At 53.1% G+C, this 19,684-nt stretch carries 17 protein-coding genes; 13 read left to right on the top strand and 4 right to left on the bottom strand.

The genetic code is table 11. The features are described 5' to 3' along the window. Window positions 1-218: 218 nt before the first annotated feature. The 3 genes from ACKWMY_RS25980 to ACKWMY_RS25970 form a co-directional block, all read right to left on the bottom strand. Complete coding sequence (locus ACKWMY_RS25980) at window positions 219-941, bottom strand: amino acid ABC transporter ATP-binding protein (RefSeq protein ID WP_065687026.1); 723 nt, start codon at window positions 939-941, stop codon at window positions 219-221. Beyond that, window positions 925-1,692 carry an amino acid ABC transporter permease gene (locus ACKWMY_RS25975; RefSeq protein WP_024485716.1) on the bottom strand — a complete coding sequence of 256 codons (768 nt, stop codon included), beginning with the start codon at window positions 1,690-1,692 and terminating at the stop codon, window positions 925-927. Before ACKWMY_RS25975 ends, ACKWMY_RS25980 begins: the two co-directional genes overlap by 17 nt. 85 nt (window positions 1,693-1,777) lie before the next feature. Further along, complete coding sequence (locus tag ACKWMY_RS25970; protein WP_059199801.1) at window positions 1,778-2,548, bottom strand: basic amino acid ABC transporter substrate-binding protein; 771 nt, start codon at window positions 2,546-2,548, stop codon at window positions 1,778-1,780. A 443-nt stretch (window positions 2,549-2,991) separates the two neighbouring features. On the opposite strand from ACKWMY_RS25970, the gene ftsB reads away from it, so the two are divergent. The 12 genes from ftsB (at window position 2,992) to rpoS (ending at window position 15,187) form a co-directional block, all read left to right on the top strand. Beyond that, window positions 2,992-3,312 carry a cell division protein FtsB gene (ftsB, locus tag ACKWMY_RS25965; protein ID WP_074032421.1) on the top strand — a complete coding sequence of 107 codons (321 nt, stop codon included), beginning with the start codon at window positions 2,992-2,994 and terminating at the stop codon, window positions 3,310-3,312. Window positions 3,313-3,315: 3 nt separating this feature from the next. Then, on the top strand, window positions 3,316-4,023 hold the full coding sequence (ispD, locus tag ACKWMY_RS25960; protein WP_261161868.1) for a 2-C-methyl-D-erythritol 4-phosphate cytidylyltransferase: 708 nt from the start codon (window positions 3,316-3,318) through the stop codon (window positions 4,021-4,023). Between the two features lie 11 nt (window positions 4,024-4,034). Next, the gene (gene ispF / locus ACKWMY_RS25955) at window positions 4,035-4,508 is read left to right on the top strand and encodes a 2-C-methyl-D-erythritol 2,4-cyclodiphosphate synthase (RefSeq protein WP_021179414.1); all 474 of its coding nucleotides are present in this window, start codon (window positions 4,035-4,037) and stop codon (window positions 4,506-4,508) included. A 3-nt stretch (window positions 4,509-4,511) separates the two neighbouring features. Beyond that, window positions 4,512-5,558: a tRNA pseudouridine(13) synthase TruD gene (gene truD, locus ACKWMY_RS25950; protein ID WP_074032417.1), complete on the top strand. Its 1,047-nt coding sequence runs from the start codon at window positions 4,512-4,514 to the stop codon at window positions 5,556-5,558. A 380-nt stretch (window positions 5,559-5,938) separates the two neighbouring features. Continuing rightward, window positions 5,939-6,664 (top strand): fimbrial protein, encoded by a 726-nt coding sequence (locus ACKWMY_RS25945; protein WP_211136458.1) that lies wholly within the window; start codon window positions 5,939-5,941, stop codon window positions 6,662-6,664. Between the two features lie 82 nt (window positions 6,665-6,746). Next, on the top strand, window positions 6,747-7,244 hold the full coding sequence (locus tag ACKWMY_RS25940; RefSeq protein ID WP_074032414.1) for a CS1 type fimbrial major subunit: 498 nt from the start codon (window positions 6,747-6,749) through the stop codon (window positions 7,242-7,244). Window positions 7,245-7,360: 116 nt separating this feature from the next. After that, complete coding sequence (locus ACKWMY_RS25935) at window positions 7,361-10,024, top strand: TcfC E-set like domain-containing protein (RefSeq protein WP_409487352.1); 2,664 nt, start codon at window positions 7,361-7,363, stop codon at window positions 10,022-10,024. A gap of 10 nt (window positions 10,025-10,034) precedes the next feature. Beyond that, a complete protein-coding gene (locus ACKWMY_RS25930) occupies window positions 10,035-11,195 on the top strand; it encodes a CfaE/CblD family pilus tip adhesin (protein ID WP_261458515.1) in 1,161 nt (386 codons plus the stop codon). Window positions 11,196-11,504: 309 nt separating this feature from the next. After that, window positions 11,505-12,266, top strand: a complete 762-nt coding sequence (gene surE, locus ACKWMY_RS25925; RefSeq protein ID WP_065687019.1) for a 5'/3'-nucleotidase SurE — start codon at window positions 11,505-11,507, stop codon at window positions 12,264-12,266. Beyond that, on the top strand, window positions 12,260-12,886 hold the full coding sequence (locus tag ACKWMY_RS25920; RefSeq protein WP_065687018.1) for a protein-L-isoaspartate(D-aspartate) O-methyltransferase: 627 nt from the start codon (window positions 12,260-12,262) through the stop codon (window positions 12,884-12,886). Before surE ends, ACKWMY_RS25920 begins: the two co-directional genes overlap by 7 nt. Window positions 12,887-13,153: 267 nt before the next feature. After that, a complete protein-coding gene (nlpD, locus tag ACKWMY_RS25915; protein ID WP_186529476.1) occupies window positions 13,154-14,134 on the top strand; it encodes a murein hydrolase activator NlpD in 981 nt (326 codons plus the stop codon). Window positions 14,135-14,188: 54 nt separating this feature from the next. Continuing rightward, window positions 14,189-15,187 carry an RNA polymerase sigma factor RpoS gene (gene rpoS / locus ACKWMY_RS25910; RefSeq protein ID WP_409487351.1) on the top strand — a complete coding sequence of 333 codons (999 nt, stop codon included), beginning with the start codon at window positions 14,189-14,191 and terminating at the stop codon, window positions 15,185-15,187. A gap of 237 nt (window positions 15,188-15,424) precedes the next feature. Here the strand turns inward: rpoS and mutS are convergent, their stop codons facing one another. Next, window positions 15,425-17,986 (bottom strand): DNA mismatch repair protein MutS, encoded by a 2,562-nt coding sequence (gene mutS, locus ACKWMY_RS25905; RefSeq protein ID WP_409487350.1) that lies wholly within the window; start codon window positions 17,984-17,986, stop codon window positions 15,425-15,427. Window positions 17,987-18,144: 158 nt separating this feature from the next. Here mutS and ACKWMY_RS25900 point away from each other — a divergent pair, with 158 nt between their 5' ends. Next, window positions 18,145-19,605 carry a tyrosine-type recombinase/integrase gene (locus tag ACKWMY_RS25900; RefSeq protein ID WP_042568531.1) on the top strand — a complete coding sequence of 487 codons (1,461 nt, stop codon included), beginning with the start codon at window positions 18,145-18,147 and terminating at the stop codon, window positions 19,603-19,605. Window positions 19,606-19,684: the final 79 nt, after the last annotated feature.

Below are 19,684 nucleotides of genomic sequence, written 5' to 3'. Positions count from 1 at the left end.
CTACCCGCCTTTGGGCGGGTAATTAAAGTGTCTTTAAACATACAAGGGGACAGCATGTGCCACAGATTGAGTTTGTGCCTATCTAGACCCCGAATTAGCTCAAAGCGAAAGATTGGCTTCGGTTCCTGCCGCTAGCACTGGGCCGACTCCCTCTCCCTGTGGGAGAGGGTTGGGGTGAGGGGACATGCGTCCAAGAGATGTCAAAGCGGTGCCGAAGGTTACAAAACTTTGCTTAAAAATGCCTGGGTGCGTGGATTGGTCGGGTTACCGAAGATGTGCTCCGGTGTGCCTTCTTCCTGAATAATCCCCTGATCGATAAACAGCACCCGATCAGCCACTTCACGGGCGAAGCCCATTTCGTGGGTTACCACCACCATTGTCATGCCTTCAAGGGCCAGCGCTTTCATCACCGCCAGCACTTCACCGACCAACTCCGGATCCAGCGCTGAGGTAGGCTCATCAAACAGCATGATTTGCGGTTCCATCGCCAATGCGCGGGCGATGGCGACACGCTGTTGCTGCCCGCCGGACAGGCTGCTGGGATAGGCATCGATCTTGTCCAGCAGGCCTACTTTATTCAGTAGCACTTCGGCACGTTCAATGGCCTCGCTGCGGGACAGTTTTTTCACCTCCATCGGCGCCATGATGATGTTTTCCAACACCGTCATGTGTGGGAACAGGTTAAAGCGTTGGAATACCATGCCCACGCTTTCACGCATCTTGTTCAGATCGGTCTTCTGGTCGTGAATGGCAAAGCCGTTAACGTCAATCTCACCGCCAGAAAGCGTTTCCAGCGCGTTGATACAGCGCAGAAAGGTACTTTTACCGGAGCCGGATGGGCCGATAATACACACCACTTCTTTCGGCGCGATCTGGCAGGAGATCCCGCGCAGCACGTGGGCTTCGCCAAATTGTTTTTGCAGGTTATGTACGCGAATCACTTTTACCGAACCTTTTTTCCATGTGTTGCACCATCAGCGAGAGCAGGAAGGTGATGATCCAATAGATCACTGAAATAGTCAGATAGGGCTCCCAGTAGGTGGCGTACGCGCCGGAAACGGTACGCGCGGCATAAGCCAGATCCGCCAGACCAATCGCGGAGGCCAGGGACGAATCCTTGACGATGGCGATGGCGTTGTTGCCGAGCGGTGGCAGCATGCGGCGGAAGGCCTGCGGCAGGATCACCTTACGCATGGTTTTGCCGTAGCCCATTCCCAACGAGCGCGATGCCTCCATCTGGCCGCGATCGATCGACTGGATCCCGGCACGGAAGATCTCCGAGACGTAGGCACCGGCGTTCAACGTGATGGCGACTACGCAAGACAGGAAGGCACCGTAATCGGAACGTAATGCGCGCGCGAAGTCGACGCTCATCAAACCGTTGCTGACCAGCAGCCCGTCACGCGGATTGATAAACAGCGGCACCAACGCGAAGTGGACCACCATGATTTGCACAAACAGCGGCGTGCCCCGGAAGGCGCTAATGTAGATGCGCACCGGCCATTGCACGCAATAGTGCAGGATCGGTTTCCAGATGCCGTGCGGAGCCTGCGCCAGGCGGCCTAAGCCGAGGAGTAGCCCCCAAGTGGTGCCCAGGATCACGCAGATGATGGTACATTTGATGGTCATCCAGGCACCCTCCATAAACAGCGGAGCGTATTCCTCAATGATCTCCCAACGGAATGCTGACAAAATAGAATCCTTACGGTGGTAGTGCGAACTTGCAGGTCATTGATACGTAGGGGCACAGTCAATTGCGCCCCTATTTACAGCCGGTTTATTCTGCTGGCAGCGTAGGGACGTTGCTGTCGAACCAGGTCTGGTAGATTTTGGCGTAGGTGCCATCGGCGATGATTTTCTTCAGGCCGCTGTTAATCTTGTTGCGCAGCTCATCGTTGCCCTTGGCCACCGCAATGCCGAAATACTGGCGCTCAAACTTGGCGTCTGACACCAGCTTGAACTCTTTCTCCGGGTGGGTCTTGATATAGAACTTGGCCACGCCAACGTCACCCACGGCCGCGCCAATACCATCTTCATACAGCTCTTGCAGCAGCAGCGGGGTGTTATCAAAGCGCTTGATGGCAGTGCTGTTTTTGCCTAACACGTCGGAAACCACGATGTCGCCGGTGCTGGAGTTGACTACGCCCACCTTCAGGGTTTTCAGCGCGTCGATGGAGTCTACTGTAGACTCTTTCGGTACCACGATGGCCTGCTCTGCCGGGAAGTATGGCGTAGAGAAGTCGACCATCTGCTTGCGCTTGTCGGTAATGGTGATACCGGAAATGATGATGTCGCGGTCGCCAGAGTTCAGGGTGGCAAAGATGCCTTCCCACGGCGTATTTACCAGCTTCACCTGGAAACCTTCCGCTTTGGCGACGGCCTTGATCACATCGATATCAAAACCTTCCAGCTCTTTTTTGCTGTTTTCGTATTCGAACGGACGATAGGTACCGCCGGAGCCGACAACATACGTCGGTTCTGCGGCAAAGGAGGCCGCGGAAAAAGTGGCCGCCAGGCAGGCACTAATCAGCACGAGACGTTTTAACATGAGCAATCCCCGAATAAGTTGAGTCGTTAAGTAAAGGTTATACATTGGATTTATTTATGCACTTTAGATGCATAAAAATAAACTTACATGAATAAAAACACAACCCCTACCTGATGATGAAAATGCTAACAGTGTTAAATATGAATAATTATTTAAAAACTGGCTTAAATGTCGGTAAAAATACCCTCAGCCCAGTTATTCTTACTGCATACTGATGTGGGGCGACGATGTGTGCATGATGTCGATGTATGCAGCAGCATGCGGTGCCCGTCGATCCATGCTGCCTGCGGCCACCTGGATTTAATGCCACTTTCAGGCGACAATCAGGCGCTAAACTCAGGAAATTCTGATTACGCTTGATGGCGGCAGATGAAAAGCCGCCGCTGCTGTGGAGTCAAACGGCAAGTTGTGGGATGATTAAGCGCTTTTTTTAGGGGGCGGAGATGGGAAAACTGACGCTGCTATTGCTGGCGCTGCTTGGCTGGTTACAGTATTCGCTGTGGCTGGGGAAGAATGGTATTCACGATTATGTACGGGTCAATGATGACGTTGTGGCTCAGCAGAGCAACAATGCCAAATTGAAAGCGCGTAACGATCAGCTGTTTGCCGAGATTGACGACCTGAACGGCGGTCAGGAAGCGATAGAAGAACGCGCACGCAATGAACTGGGCATGATCAAGCCCGGCGAGACTTTCTATCGTCTGGTTCCTGAACCTTCCGGACGCAACGCGGCGTCTGCCACACAGAACAACCCATCGAAGTAACGCATGAATCCATCCGTAGGCTCCTCCCCTCAGGTGATCGCCGTCCTGCCCGCTGCCGGTATTGGCAGCCGTATGCAGGCCGAGTGCCCGAAGCAATATTTAACCATCGGCCATCAAACCATTCTTGAGCACGCGATCCACGCTTTGCTACGCCATCCGCGTATTACCCAGGTGATCGTGGCTATCAGCCCCGAAGACCAACAATTCAAGACATTACCGATTGCCAGCGATCCGCGGGTCTTGGTCACTGAGGGTGGGCAACAGCGCGCCGATTCGGTACTGGCCGGGCTGCAATTGGCAGGCAACGCACACTGGGTTTTGGTCCACGATGCTGCCCGCCCTTGCCTGCATCCCGACGATCTGGAGCGGTTGCTCGCGATCACGGCACACAGTAAGGTCGGCGGCATTCTTGCTGCACCGGTGCGTGATACCATGAAGCGTGCGCAGGTGGGCCAAAGCATCATCTCGCACACCGTCGAACGCCAGGATTTGTGGCATGCACTGACGCCACAGCTGTTCCCGCTGGAACTGCTTAAACTCTGCCTGCAACGTGCCCTGGATGAAGGGGCTACGGTGACCGATGAAGCCTCGGCGCTGGAGCATTGCGGCTATCATCCGCTGCTGGTGGCGGGGCGTGCGGACAATATTAAAGTGACGCGGCCAGAGGATTTGGCGCTGGCGGCGTTCTATTTGACTCAGTTGAACAACTAAAGGAGCGCATCATGCGTATCGGTCACGGTTTTGATGTCCATAAATTTGGCGGCGAAGGGCCGTTGGTGATCGGCGGTGTTCGCATTCCTTATGAAAAAGGACTGCTGGCTCACTCCGATGGTGACGTGGCGCTGCATGCGGCCACCGATGCCCTGCTGGGGGCGGCGGCGTTGGGGGATATCGGCAAGCTGTTCCCGGATACCGATCCGGCCTTCAAAGGGGCAGACAGCCGTGAGCTGCTGCGTGAAGCCTGGAAACGCATTCGTGCCAAGGGCTATCGTCTGGGTAATCTGGATGTCACCATCATTGCGCAGGCACCGAAGATGGCACCACACATTCCTCAGATGCGCATCTTCCTGGCGGAAGATCTGCAATGCCATATGGACGATGTTAACGTCAAAGCGACCACCACCGAGCAACTGGGCTTTACCGGCCGTGGCGAAGGCATTGCCTGCGAAGCGGTTGCCCTGTTGATCAAGGAATAACGCATGGACATGGCTAATCTGACCTGGTTGCACGGCAAGCCAGCGGCTACCGGCGTGCTGAAAGCCAACCCGGAAGACTTTGTGGTGGTTGAGGATCTGGGCTTTACGCCGGACGGCGAAGGTGAGCACCTGTTGGTGAACATCCGCAAGAACGGCTGCAACACCCAGTTTGTGGCGGACTCTCTGGCGAAGTTTGCCGGCATTCATGCCCGTTCGGTCAGCTATGCCGGTTTGAAAGATCGCCATGCGGTCACCGAGCAGTGGTTCTGTCTGCATCTGCCGGGGAAAGAATCTCCCGATCTCAGCCAGTTTGCGTTGGAAGGCTGCGAAGTGCTACAGGCCGCTCGCCACCTACGCAAGCTACGCATCGGTACGTTGAAGGGTAACGAATTTACCCTGGTGCTGCGCCAGATCAGCGATCGCCAAGAAGTGGAGCAGCGTTTGCAGGCCATCGCGGCGGACGGCGTGCCGAACTACTTTGGCAGCCAGCGCTTTGGCCGTGGTGGCAACAACCTGACGATGGCACGTCGCTGGGCCAACGATGAGATCCGGGTCAAGGAGCGCAGCAAACGTAGCTTCTACCTGTCTGCCAGCCGCAGTGCGTTGTTCAACCTCATTACCAGCCAGCGTTTGGCTAACCAACAGCAGCAAACGGTGCTGGAAGGGGATGCGTTACAGCTGGCTGGCCGCGGGAGCTGGTTCGTGGCCAAAGCGGAAGAGCTAGCCACCCTGCAACAACGGTTAGACGCGGGTGAACTGATGATCACCGCTCCATTGCCGGGGGATGGTGAGCCGGGAACTGCCGCAGAGGTACTGGAGTTTGAACAAAGTTGCCTGGCGCAGCAGCCGGAATTGCTGAGTCTGTTAAAGCGTGAGCGCGTAGAGCCTGCACGACGGGCCTTGCTGCTACAGCCGCAGAAAATGCAGTGGAACTGGTGGGATGATGTCACCGTGGAATTACGTTTCTGGTTACCGGCAGGCAGTTTCGCTACCAGCGTGGTACGCGAAATAATGCAATTGGTTAGCAGTGACGCGGATATTGCCGAGTAGCCGTTAGCTTAATCAATTTTTGCTTTCTCGTTCAGGCAGAGGGGAACTCTGCCTGAACTGAATAAGACAGCGAAAATGCTGTCACCGTCCTGGCTTGCCAAGCTAATTTCCCCCGTATTGCGCTATTGATTAAAACCTCATCTTCTAATTCACCTTAAATATTATAATTTGTTTATTTCTGTTTGTTATAATTAAAAATTATCTTGTTTATTATCATTGGGTTACTGAGTCCTTTATTCTTGTTGTTATTATTATAATTATTAAGTTGATCTGCGTGCTCATTGGTTTTTATACTTGCTGCGAATTTTACGAGACTAAGCGTGGCTGGAGTTGGCTGTGTTTTAAAGTTTGATATAAGAGACTCTCATTACGGATTAATCATGAAGCTCAATATTATTAAACGCCTGAGTGGTGTTGCTATTTTTTGTTTTTTACCAGGTTGTGTATTGGCCAATATGAGCGTTTATCCTATGGAAGTCGGGATCGGCGAAACTGGAGCCGCGCAAATAAGGGTTATATCCCAAAGCGACGGGGTGCAATTCGTCAAGGTAATGGAAAAACAAATACTAAATCCTGGCACTAAACAAGAACAAGAAGCGGACGTTGAACAATTTGGACAAAGCTCGCTGGTGATAACGCCGCAAAAATTGGCTATTTCGGCAGGTAGCCAACGCCTTGTACGGTTGGTCGCCCTGGAGTTACCGGAAAAAGAAACCACCTGGCGAGTTTATTTTGAAGGCGTGCCGGAATTAGAGGATAACGTTGCCGCTGCCAGCCCGCAGATGACCACGACCAAGGTAGGCATCAACCTGGTGTGGGGGGCATTGGTCCACGTTGCACCTAAAAAGGCCATTGCCAGCCTGACGCTGGATGCACAGCGCGGCCAGGTTATCAATGACGGTACGTTGCGTATTCCGCTACGAGAGGTGGGGGTTTGTGACCAGGGCGGTGTTTGCAACTGGAAAAAAGAAACCACCACGATATATCCCGGTACCGAGCTTAAAATTGCCTCGCTAATGGTAATGCCAGGGAAGAAATATAAAGCGCGTTATTTTAACTGGCTTAAGAAGCGCGTTGAAGAAATTGATTTGTCTGTAAAGCTTTAAGTGTGGAGTCAAATCATGTATAGCCCCGATTTTATGGGGTGAGTAAAGTTGGATGTTATTTATAAAATAAAATGGAGATTTTATGAAAAAGTTTATTAAACCACTGCTGATCGTTTCAACCATGGCTGCCGTATTTTCAGTTCAGGCTGTACAGAAAGATATTACTGTGAATGCCAACGTGGATGCGACGATTGATATGACGCAACCTGATAATACCGGTTTGCCAAGCAGCATCGATATGCAGTATTTGCCAGGCAAAGGCCTGACGCCTTTTAACCTGAACACCAAGGTCTGGTCTAACAACGCTACCGCTGGCGTTAACGTTCGCCTGGTCAGAGCCGCGAGCCTGGCGGATGTCAATGGGGTTAACAAGATCCCATTGACCGTAAGCCTGGGTGGAACGGTGCTGACCACCACCAACCAACTGCTGGAAGCGGCGACCCTGTTCCCTGCGGGAATCGAAAATGGTTCAGACGTTCTGCCGCTGCGTTTTGCCCAGACCACGCAAGGCACTATCGCCACTGGCACCTACAGCGGCATTGTTAGCCTGGTGGTGACTCAGGCGACCAAGGCTCCTTAAGACGACCCAATTCAAAAGTTTGTTTTCATATCTTATGGGGCTCTTAGCCCCATTTTTATCAGGGATGAATAATGGCTTTTCGCGCTAGCCTATCTGCAGGGTTGTTGGTAGGCCTTATGATTATGCAACACGATTCGTCGGCTACCCCTAAAATTCCACCAGGCTTCGAGGCCTTGGCACAAGGGCAGCTTGTTTGGGTTGATGTTTCCCTTTATGGCAAGTCTCTCGGGCTTTATGAAGCCAATATTAATCTGGAACAGGTTGTCTTCATAAAGCCAGCGGAACTGGCTGATGCCGTGAAGCAACAGTTCAACGACGATCCTGAGCTTGGTGCACAACTGATGACAGCGCTGGGGCAACCGCTCGCGCGTAATGGCAACCTTGCCTGCAGCGGTAATGGTAACGCGCCAAGTTGCGACTATCTGGAAACCCAGACGGTTGGCATCATCTATGACGAGAATAATTCCCGGGTTAACCTGTTCCTTGACCGTCAGTACCTCCCGAAAAAAGCTGCCGGTAGCGGTTTCTATCAGGCGACAGCAGAAAGTGAAAATGCGCTGATCCATCAGCAAAACCTCAATTTTGTTGCTGATGAAAGCTATCAGTCATTGTCGCTGCAGGGGACTGGCTCACTGGGCGTCACTGAAAATGGCTATCTTAATGCCGACTGGTTCTATACGGGGCAGCGCTACCGCCATAGCAACCATCAGCAGATAGAGATGAATAATGCCTATTTTCGGCAGGACTTGTGGAAAAGCCTCTATCTGCAAGGCGGTATGATGGACTCCCGTGACATCTTCAGCAACGCGGGGGGCAACATCAACCTGAGCCAATTGCCGATTGGCAAGATCCGTGGGTTACGGGCTGGTTCGACCACGGCCTGGGTCAACCAGAGCCTGGTTTCCCGTGGGACCCCGGTCTCGGTCTTCCTTTCGCGCAACGCTCGCATCGACGCCTATCGTGACGAACAGTTACTGTCTTCCTTTTACCTGAATGCCGGGGCACAGGAACTGGATACGCGTACCTTCCCCAGCGGCAGCTATACCGTCACATTGCGGATCTATGAGGATAACCAGTTAGTCAGGACAGAAACCGTTCCTTATACCAACACCGGTGTGTCTCAGCTCAATGGCCCTCAGTGGTTCCTGCAAGCTGGGGTTGAAGTAGACCACGATACGCATCCTATGGCGGACGATCGGCGGGTGGTGCAAGGCGGGTTGCGTATTCCGTTGACCGATTCGCTGTCGCTGACGGCGGGTAGCACGATATTGAGCGACGTACACTACTGGGAAGGGGCGGCGGACTGGAGCCATGGTTTTAACAGTGGCCCGTTGGATGGCGTCATGACGGCTCGCGCCAGTTATCTGGCCGGTAGCGAGGGGACACGGGGAAATATTCAGCAAATAAACTATAACGACGGTTTTTCATTGAGTTTCTACCGCTCGGCCCTCTCGGTGCCTGACTGCGACTCTCAACAGAGAAACTATGGTTTTAGCGGTTGTTACCAGAGTTCCAACCTGATGCTTTCAGTCCCGCTCGCGCAGTGGTTTGCCAATATTGGCTACTCGCTTAACAGCAGTGGAGGGCGTTACCGCTATCGCAGTGAACTGTCTGGCAATGATGACAACCATCAGGATGTCGCCCCTTGGGAGCAGATCTACACGACGCGTTCGCGTAGTCAAACCTGGCAGATTGGGGTCAGCCGTTCCTTTGCGTTCAACGACATTAACATCAACAGCGGAGTCAGCGCTTTCAGGCGCCATGATAGCGGCCAGCAGGGAACCGACAAAGGCGGCTACTTCACCGTCAGCCTATCGTTCTCCGGGCGCCGTGGCGGTGCCACTAACAGCACTACCTCTCTGGGCGCCAACTATCGCAATAGCCAGCGTGGGGAAGGGCAACTCAGTTATAACGCCAACTACAGCCGCTATATGGATGAGAGCGGGCAAAATGAGATGGGGGCTTCGATTTATGGCGTCAATAGCCAGACCCTGACCGCTGCAACCTACGCCCGTGCCGGTGGGCAGTACGGTAACGGCAGCTTCGCCGTCAGTGACGCCTATGACAAGGTAGCGAACCGGCACACGCTCAGCAGCAGCGGCAGCTATAGCTCTTCTTTGTTGGTCGATCGCAGCGGACTTTATTGGGGACGCTGGGGAGATGGCCGCCCGGCCTCCGCGATCACGGTTGGGGTGGATGCAGGGGAAGAAAGCCGTGCCGCATTGATCAGCGTAGCGGTAGACGGCAGCGGCCAGACGGACGTACGCAGCAACAGCCGGGCACTGTTTACCGTACCGGGCTATCAGCCAACCACCTTTGATATCAACGAATCACTTAGCGCTCCTGCCGGTATCAGCAGCGAGATCCGCCGAGGGGCGGGAACGCGTATGGCGTTTATGGTGCCGGGGAAAGTGCTGCGCCGGAATATTGAGGTGACTTCGCGCTACACCTGGTTGGGCAGAATGCTGGATGAGCAGGATAGGCCTTTGGTTAACGGCATTCCTCTTAACGTGCTGTCCTGGACCCCGCTGGGTGAAGGTGGCTTTAGCCTGGAAACCACCCGGCCAATGAAGCAACTGTATCTGATGCGTGGCTCGCAGTTCTATCAGTGTGCCATGAAGGTGCAGGCCATGCGTGACGTGGTGCGCTATGTCGGTACCACCCGCTGTGCAGGGGTGACCATGGCTAACATACCGCCAGCCGAGCAGAAGCAGGCGCAATTGATGGCCGTGCGGCAGGGCCATGGCTCTGGAGTGCCGGTGGCGATGAACATGAATTAAGGATCTGAAAATGAAAATAAGCGTCAATGCTTTAATGCTCCTGCCAGCGTTGTTGGTTTTCCCCACCGCGACGTTGGCTGCGACACCACCCGTAGCACAAAATACGGTGTTAACCATGGGGCTAGCTCTGGACTCTATGCCTGCAAAAGTTGTTATCTGGGATAATTTATCTGCTGGGTTTGATGAAAATGATCAACCAAAGTGGGGGCGTAACACTCTGGTCTGCCAAAGTCGGACCGACAAAAAATATGGTGCATGCCTGAATAGACCGGTCTGGAATAATTCATCGGTAAGGCCCACAAAAATAACGCTGAATTTTACTTTGGCAGAAACGACAACCGTGGTCCCTTTGGTCATTGAAGGCAGCAGAATAACGATACCGAAGACGGACGGGGTCTGGAAGTGCACTCTGGGTACTATTGGTAGCGCTGAGGCTGACGGGCCCTGTAAGGCCTTTTTTACGTTTTCGATTCCTCAGGCAGAACTGAAGAAGTTAAGTGCTGGACGTTGGACGGCCACGCTTAAACAAGACCTGATGCAATGGCCTATTACTTCTTGTTCGGGAGACTGGAGCAGTACGGCAGAGGGGTGTACGAACGTCACGAAATTACATACCTGGTCTGCGGACATCGTGTTCAATGTGACGGATAATAGTAATCAGCAGATTTATCTACCCGCCTTCCCGACTTCGGCACCCGTTGTTAACCTGAACCTGAAAACTCGGCCAGGCGTTGGTAGCGGCAAGAGCGTTAGCGGTAGTACCAGCCTGGATATGTGCCTCTACGACGGCAACAACTCGGCCAGTAAACGTATCAGCCTGCTATTTCAGGATGAGGGCATCACCGCACCGGAGCGAGCAGACGGGCAATTCTCCCTGTATCGTAATGGGGGGGATAAATCCAAGCCACGTGACCGGCTGGACTACCAGGTCAGCGTGATCAATCCCACCACCGGGGCAGTGCAAAACGTCGCCAATGGTAAAGAAATCGTCTGGAGCGATACCAACCGCCGCAATATTCAGCGGCTGGTGGTTCTACCTGGCGGTGGAGCCGCAGTACTTTGCGTGCCGGCCCCGCTGACCCTGACGACGCCTGCCTTCTCAATGGCGGATAAAACGGCGGGTGATTACACCGGCAAGCTGCGCGTTGTTTATATGCCCACGACCCAATAGTCTGGAGGGGCGAACTCGTCGGCCCTCACCCTACCTCAGGTATTCAACCTGGCCCCTTTGCCTAGGGGGCTATCCTGCCCTGTTTGCCACTGATGACCGTTGAATTGTATAGTAGATCGCATAGCTGGCCGTTTTGGCTAATACTATCAGCAACAGCGAGGCAAGCCTTGCTGTACCACGCAAGTCACAATGGGTAACACGGCAGGTTGGGCTTACTATTGAAAATATCATTAAAAACAGATGGATGTAGCAAGGTAAGTCAAACTCTTCGTTTTATCGCTTTCATCAAGAAAGTCGTTTAAATTCATTATGAGAATACTACTGAGCAACGACGACGGCGTTAGCGCCCCGGGTATCCAGATACTGGCGGCGGCGTTGCGTGAATTCGCCGAAGTGCAGGTGGTGGCCCCCGATCGTAACCGTAGTGGCTCTTCCAACGCGCTGACGCTGGAGTCGCCGCTGCGTACGCTGACGTTGCCCAACGGCGATATTGCCGTGCAGCAGGGCACCCCGACGGACTGTGTCTACCTTGGCGTTAATGAACTGATGCTGCCAGCACCGGAGATTGTGGTGTCTGGTATCAACGCCGGACCAAATCTGGGTGATGACGTTATCTATTCCGGCACCGTGGCTGCTGCGATGGAAGGCCGCCATCTGGGGCTACCCGCTTTGGCGGTGTCGCTCAATGGTCATCAGCATTATGAGACGGCGGCGGTAGTCACCTGTCGTATATTGCGCGCGCTGCAACAAGAACCGCTGCGTACCGGTAAAATCCTAAATATCAATGTCCCTGATTTACCGTTGGCGGAAATTAAAGGGATACGAGTGACCCGCTGTGGCAGCCGGCATCCCGCCGATAAGGTGTTTAGCCAACCGGATCCGCGTGGCCAGATGCTGTATTGGATCGGGCCACCGGGTGATAAATTCGATGCGGGCCCAGACACGGATTTTGCCGCTGTGGAGCAGGGTTACGTGTCGGTCACGCCTTTGCAGGTGGATTTGACCGCCTACGGGGCGCAAGATGTGCTATCAAAATGGTTAACCAAAGCAGAGGTTAGCGGGGAATGGTGAACAAACGCATACAAACGCTACTGGCACAGCTGCGCCAGCAGGGGATCAGGGACGAACGGCTGCTCAAGGCAATCGAGAACGTTCCGCGTGAGCGTTTTGTTGATGAAGCATTAGCCCATAAAGCCTATGAGAACACGGCCCTGCCTATTGGTTCGGGGCAGACGATTTCTCAGCCTTATATGGTTGCGCGCATGACCGAGCTGCTGAACCTGCAGCCGAGCTCACGCGTGCTGGAGATTGGCACCGGTTCGGGTTATCAGACCGCGATCCTGGCGCATATGGTGCAGCATGTCTGCTCCGTTGAACGCATCAAAGGGCTACAGTGGCAGGCCAAGCGTCGTCTCAAGCAGCTTGATCTGCACAATGTCTCAACCCGCCATGGCGACGGTTGGCAAGGCTGGGGGTCGCGTGGACCATTTGATGCGATCATCGTGACGGCCGCGCCGCCGGAGATCCCGCAGGCGTTGATGCAGCAGTTGGACGACGGTGGAATTTTGGTGTTGCCGGTGGGCGAACAGGCTCAGGTACTGCAATGCATTCAGCGGCGGGGCGGTGAATTTTCCATCGATACCGTTGAAGCGGTGCGATTCGTTCCCTTGGTCAAGGGCGAACTGGCTTAGCCTACGCAGAGCAACATGACGGATAAATAAGTTGAATAATATTAATTTTCATTAGAATTGTTCCAGTATGTAGTTGTCTTATGGCGTGATCGTGCCAATGTGGCTAGCATTGGCGCCACGGTTTTTTAGCTCCCTGGTGGGTGATCTTCTGATTTTCAGGGATCGGCCGGGGAAACCTTGTGCTGTAGAACGATAAAGCTCGGCTACGATGTATAAGGTATTTTTTGATATTGCTGTCATGGGGGAAGCATGAGCACGGGAAGCCCAATGAGTTCTTTACGCCGAGTTGCGGTGTGTACGATGTTAAGTGTTTGGTTAGTGGGTTGTTCGGATAAAAATTCTACTTCGGCACCTATCAGCAGCGTCGGTGGTGGTGGAGCTGCCGCATCGGCCAACGCCGGTGGCGGCAATGCATCACAGGGGCGTATTGTTTACAACCGTAGCTATAACTCGATCCCCAAAGGGAGCTACAACGGTGGTAGTACCTATACCGTTAAACGTGGCGACACGTTGTTCTACATTGCCTGGATCACCGGCAACGATTTCCGCGATCTGGCCCAACGCAACAATATTCCACAGCCATACAGCCTGGAAGTCGGCCAAACCCTGCAACTGGGGAGTGGTTCTGCCAATGGCGGCGGTGGGATGTTAGCGGGTGGGAATGGTACGGTGTCAAAACCACCTTCTACCACTCAGATACAAACTGCAACGGTTGATTCTCAATCAACGAACGCGTATTCTGATAACTCGAGTAAACAGAATGTAGGTAAAATGTTACCTGCATCAGGAGCCGTTGTGGCAGGCTCAGCCGCAGCTCCTGTTACCGCACCAGCCGCTACGCCTCCGGCGAGCAGCACCGCCAGCAACAGCGCCCCAGTTAGCACCTGGAAATGGCCAACTGACGGTAAGATCATCGATAACTTCTCCTCATCGGAAGGTGGGAACAAAGGCATCGATATCTCTGGTTCCCGTGGGCAGCCGATTGTTGCTACCGCCGATGGCCGTGTAGTGTACGCAGGCAACGCTTTGCGGGGTTACGGTAATCTAATCATCATCAAACATAACGATGATTACTTGAGTGCCTACGCCCATAACGACACCATGCTGGTCCGGGAACAACAAGAAGTGAAGGCGGGGCAGAAAATAGCAACGATGGGAAGCACCGGAACCAGTTCAGTACGTTTGCATTTCGAGATTCGTTACAAGGGGAAATCCGTAAACCCGCTGCGTTATCTTCCGCAGCGATAGATTGGGCAGAATGCGTTGTATTCTGCTCGCGGTATCACGGGTAGGAGCCGCTTTATGAGCCAAAATACGCTGAAAGTTAACGAGTTACATGACGATGCAGATTTCGACGAGAACGCCATGGAGGCTGAGTCATTCGATGAAAAAGCGCAGGTAGAAGAAGAGACCAGCGAGAATGACTTGGCGGAAGACGAGCTGTTGTCTCAAGGTGTTACCCAACGCGTATTGGATGCCACGCAGCTCTATCTGGGCGAAATCGGTTACTCCCCTCTGCTAACCGCAGAGGAAGAAGTTTATTTTGCGCGGCGTGCACTGCGCGGAGACGTGCCGTCCCGCCGCCGCATGATAGAAAGTAACCTGAGGCTGGTAGTGAAAATTGCCCGTCGTTATAGCAATCGCGGCCTGGCGCTGCTTGATCTGATCGAAGAGGGTAACCTTGGTCTGATCCGTGCGGTGGAAAAGTTTGACCCAGAGCGCGGTTTCCGTTTTTCCACCTATGCGACCTGGTGGATCCGCCAGACGATTGAACGGGCGATCATGAATCAAACCCGGACTATCCGTTTGCCGATCCATATCGTCAAAGAACTGAATGTTTACTTGCGCACCGCGCGCGAGCTTTCTCACAAACTGGATCATGAACCCAGCGCTGAAGAGATTGCGGAGCAACTCGACAAACCGGTTGATGACGTCAGCCGTATGCTGCGCCTGAACGAACGTATCACTTCTGTCGATACGCCGTTAGGTGGGGATTCAGAGAAAGCCCTGTTGGACATTCTGACCGACGAGAAAGACAACGGGCCTGAAGACACCACGCAAGACGATGATATGAAACAGAGCATCGTCAAATGGCTGTTCGAATTGAACGCCAAACAGCGTGAAGTGTTGGCTCGCCGTTCCGGCCTGTTAGGCTATGAAGCGGCTACGCTGGAAGATGTTGGCCGTGAGATTGGCCTGACACGTGAGCGTGTTCGTCAGATCCAGGTTGAAGGCTTACGCCGCCTGCGTGAAATTCTGCAAATGCAGGGCCTGAGTATTGAGGCACTGTTCCGCGAATAAACGCGTTATAGCCATAAAATAAGAACGGTGAGCGTTGATGACGCTCACCGTTTTTTTATGCCTGCGATTTGCTGCGATTGACGGTGTTGTCATCAGGTACGGTGATCGTTCTATTTTTCCGTAAAAGCGAGATGACGAGTAACGTGGTTAGGTCAGTGTCTGCAATTGATAACGAACTCGGACAATCCCCCTCTCACTGTGGGAGAGGGGTCATATGCCCAAGTCAATGAAACCGCCTCAGACCAGGCTTTTCAACCGGTAGATCCACTCCAACGCCTGGCGTGGCGAAAGAGAATCCGGATCCAACGTCTCCAACGCTTCTACCGCCGGTGACACCTCGTCGTTCAGCAACGTCATCTGGGTGGCATCTACCGTACCCGCTGCCGTCTGGCTGGAGAGGCTCTCCAACTCACGCAGCTTCTGGCGCGCACGTTTGATCACATCACGCGGCACACCGGCCAACGCCGCCACCGCCAAGCCGTAGCTCTTACTGGCAGCACCATCTTGTACGCTATGCATAAAGGCAATGGTATCACCGTGCTCCAGCGCATCCAGATGCACGTTAACCACGCCCTCCATTTTCTCCGGCAAGGTAGTCAGCTCAAAGTAATGGGTGGCAAACAGCGTCATAGCCTTGATGCGGCTGGCCAGGTTTTCTGCACAGGCCCAGGCTAAGGAAAGCCCGTCGTAGGTGGAGGTGCCACGGCCAATCTCATCCATCAGCACCAGGCTGTTTTCCGTGGCGTTATGCAGGATATTGGCGGTCTCGGTCATTTCCACCATAAAGGTTGAGCGGCCAGAAGCCAGATCGTCTGCTGCGCCCACCCGGGTAAAGATACGATCCACCGGTCCGATGGTGGCTTTTGCCGCCGGTACATAGCTACCGATATGTGCCAGCAACACAATCAGTGCCGTTTGCCGCATATAGGTACTTTTACCGCCCATATTCGGGCCGGTAATGATCAGCATACGGCGCTGCGGCGAAAGGGAAACCGGGTTGGCAATAAAGGGTTCGCTTAGCACCTGTTCCACCACCGGGTGGCGGCCATCGACTATGCGAATGCCGGGCTGCTCAGTGATGGTCGGGCAGGCGTAGTTCAGCGTTTCGGCACGTTCCGCCAGGTTGGCTAACACATCCAGCTCGGCCAAGGCTCCGGCGCTCTGTTGCAGTTGCTCCAGATGCGGCAGCAGCAGATCGAACAGCTCGTCATACAGCCCTTTTTCGATCGCCAAGGCTTTCCCTTTTGAGGTCAGCACCTTGTCTTCATACTCTTTCAGCTCGGGAATGATGTAGCGTTCTGCATTCTTCAGCGTTTGGCGGCGCACATAGTGGATCGGCACCAGGTGGCTTTGCCCACGGCTGACCTGAATGTAGTAACCATGTACGCCGTTGAAACCAACCTTCAGCGTATCCAGGCCCAGCTTCTCGCGCTCGCGGATCTCCAGGCGATCCAGATAGTCGGTAGCACCGTCGGCCAGCGCCCGCCATTCATCCAGCTCTTCGTTATAACCCGGAGCAATCACGCCACCATCACGGACCAACACCGGTGGGGATTCCACAATAGCGCGCTCCAGCAGTGCCTGTAGCTCGTCAAATTGACCGACCTGTGACAACAGCTTTTGCATCTGTGGTGCATCAGCGTTTTCCAGCAGGGCGCGGATATCCGGCAACTGCTGGAAGGCGTGGCGCATACATGCCAGATCCCGTGGTCGAGCCGTGCGCAGTGCCAAACGGGCAAGAATACGCTCCAGATCGCCAACCTGACGCAGAGGTTGCTGCAACTCACTACTCAATGGCTGCAATGCAGCGATGGCCTGCTGGCGGTTGTTCAGCACCTGGACGTCGCGGGTGGGCATATGCAACCAGCGCTTGAGCATACGGCTACCCATTGGGGTAACGGTACGATCGAGGATGGCGGCCAGGGTATTTTCACCGCCGCCGGACAGGTTCTGGGTGATTTCCAGGTTACGGCGGGTGGCCGCATCCATAATGATGCCGTCTTGCTGGCGCTCCATGGTGAGGCCACGGATATGTGGCAGCGAAGTACGCTGGGTATCTTTGACATATTGCAGCAGGCAGCCCGCCGCGCGCAGCGCCTGATGGGCCTGCTCGACGCCAAAGCCGGTCAGATCGCGGGTGCCGAACTGCAGGTTCAACTGCTGGCGTGCGGTGTCCAGCTCAAATTCCCACAGCGGGCGACGGCGCAGACCGTGGCGCTGTTCGATCAGCGCCATTTGCTCGAAGTTTTCCGGGTACAGCAGCTCAGCCGGATTGGTACGTTGCAGCTCGGCTGCCATGGTTTCAAGATCTTCTGGCTGGGCAACGCGGAAGCGGCCGGAGCTGAGATCCAATGTGGCATAGCCAAAGCCACGGCCATCCTGCCAGATGGCCGCCAGCAGGTTGTCCTGGCGCTCTTGCAGCAGGGCTTCGTCGGTGATGGTGCCAGGGGTAACGATGCGCACCACTTTACGCTCTACCGGACCTTTGCTGGTGGCTGGGTCGCCAATCTGCTCACAGATTGCGGCCGATTCCCCAAGCTGTACCAGCTTGGCAAGATAGTTCTCCACCGCATGGTGAGGTACGCCCGCCATTGGGATGGGTTCACCCGCGGAGGCACCGCGTTTGGTCAGCGAGATATCCAGCAACTGAGAGGCTCGTTTGGCATCGTCATAGAACAGCTCGTAGAAATCCCCCATCCGATAGAATAGCAAGATCTCCGGATGCTGCGCCTTAAGGCGCAGGTATTGCTGCATCATGGGCGTGTGCGTTGATAGATCCTTGTCAATAGACTCATTCATATTGATTTTACTCGTTTTTTAATTCTTTAGAGTGCTCATGTGGCCCCAAGTGAAACCCCTTTAAACTCACATAAACCCATTAATTTGTAGCTCACTTGTAGCTCAGGCGTGGTAAGTTACCTTCTAATCATTCTTGGGCTACAAATGGTGGTGATGCTTTGAAAACAACTCTCAGTCAGTCATTTATAATCAACAAGTTAAATGTCAATGTTAAGCCAGAGCTAAGTAGCTCTGGTAAAGTTGTTTTCGAACCCAACCCACAGCAGAAACCTTACATAGTTTTTGATGATCACCGTGATTCACCAGTCGGTTTCGGAGTGAAGATCAGTGTGACTAAAAAAACGTATCTAATCCAGCGAAGAGTATCCTCGTCAGATCGTAACGTCAGTTCGGGTAAGAAGCCAAGTTCTGTCTTGAAGGTAAAGGTTGGAAATGTGTCGGATTTTCCAAGTATTGATGAGGCAAGGGAAGCCGCTCGACAATTAGTTCAGACAATGATCGCAACAAAAAGAAATCCCAACAAGATTAAGCGGGAACTCGATTTGGCTGAACTTACCATGAGTGAAGCTTTTGCCCAATATCGGAACCATTTACTTGGCAGAACGAAACCAGCTAAACCCAACACGCTCAATGTCCTGGACAAAGCTGAAAATCGTTTGAATGAGTGGCAAAACCTTCGGATAAAAGATCTTACAGGTAATGAAATTCTTCGTAAGTTTGACGAGATCGCCAGCAGAGCAAGAACCGCCGCTGAACAAACTTTCCGTTGGGCTAATGTCGCGGTTAAACATGCAATCGAGATCGAAGCGGGTAATGCACAGACACAACAACGACAACCTTCGTTATCATACAATCCATTCTCGATTTTAAAGGTGCAGAAGAAGTTCAGGACACGATCTGAACTGGAAGATAGCTATCGTGCGAAAGGTGTTCGAAACCCCTTGTCACCAAAAGATACCCTTGGGCGGTTTTTAATTGCATTAAACAACAAGCGAAGCTTCAACCGCCTCGGTTGTGATTATTTGCTGTTGACCGTTCTGACAGGAACCAGAAAAGAAGAAACGGCTTCACTATGTTGGAGAGAGGCTCTTACAGATGAAGAAGCCAGAACGACCAGCTATGTGGATCTGAAAAATAGAACAATTCGATATTACGACACGAAAAACCGTAACGACCACGAGCTTCCTATATGTGATGGGGTGAAGCGTATCCTTGAAGATAGGTTTGATATTGTCGCTGATACTGAAACTCGCTTGGACAAGCGAAAATGGGTGTTTCCTGCACGTTCACCAAGGAGTAAGGTCGGACACTATTCAGACAGTAAAAGTTTGCGGGAAAATCTCTGCCAGGAAGCGGGGATTATGAAGCTGGGAATGCACGATCTGCGGAGAACCTTTGGCCGAGTAGCAGAGGAACTCACTTCATACGCTGTTGTTAAAAGATTGCTAAATCACCGAAATAGCACCGATCCAACTGAACGCTATGCAGAACCTGATCAAGATCGTATTTATGAAGCATTACAACGAATTGAATTGCATATCCTGCATACAGCTCCTAAGTTATATAATAATTTATTGGCTTCGGCAAAATATCCACTATTAAACGAAACTTGTTGCTAAATGTTGTGTTGTTGGAAATTACTTCATTTGCAATAATCACATTATGAAACCAATAGAGTGCTTGTTTGAGATGTAACTA

This window comes from Serratia sp. J2, from assembly GCF_046269175.1.
Taxonomy (GTDB): Bacteria; Pseudomonadota; Gammaproteobacteria; order Enterobacterales; family Enterobacteriaceae; genus Chania; species Chania fonticola_C.
Note: the sequence above shows the minus strand (reverse complement) of the source record. Positions and strands in the feature narration are given on the sequence as shown.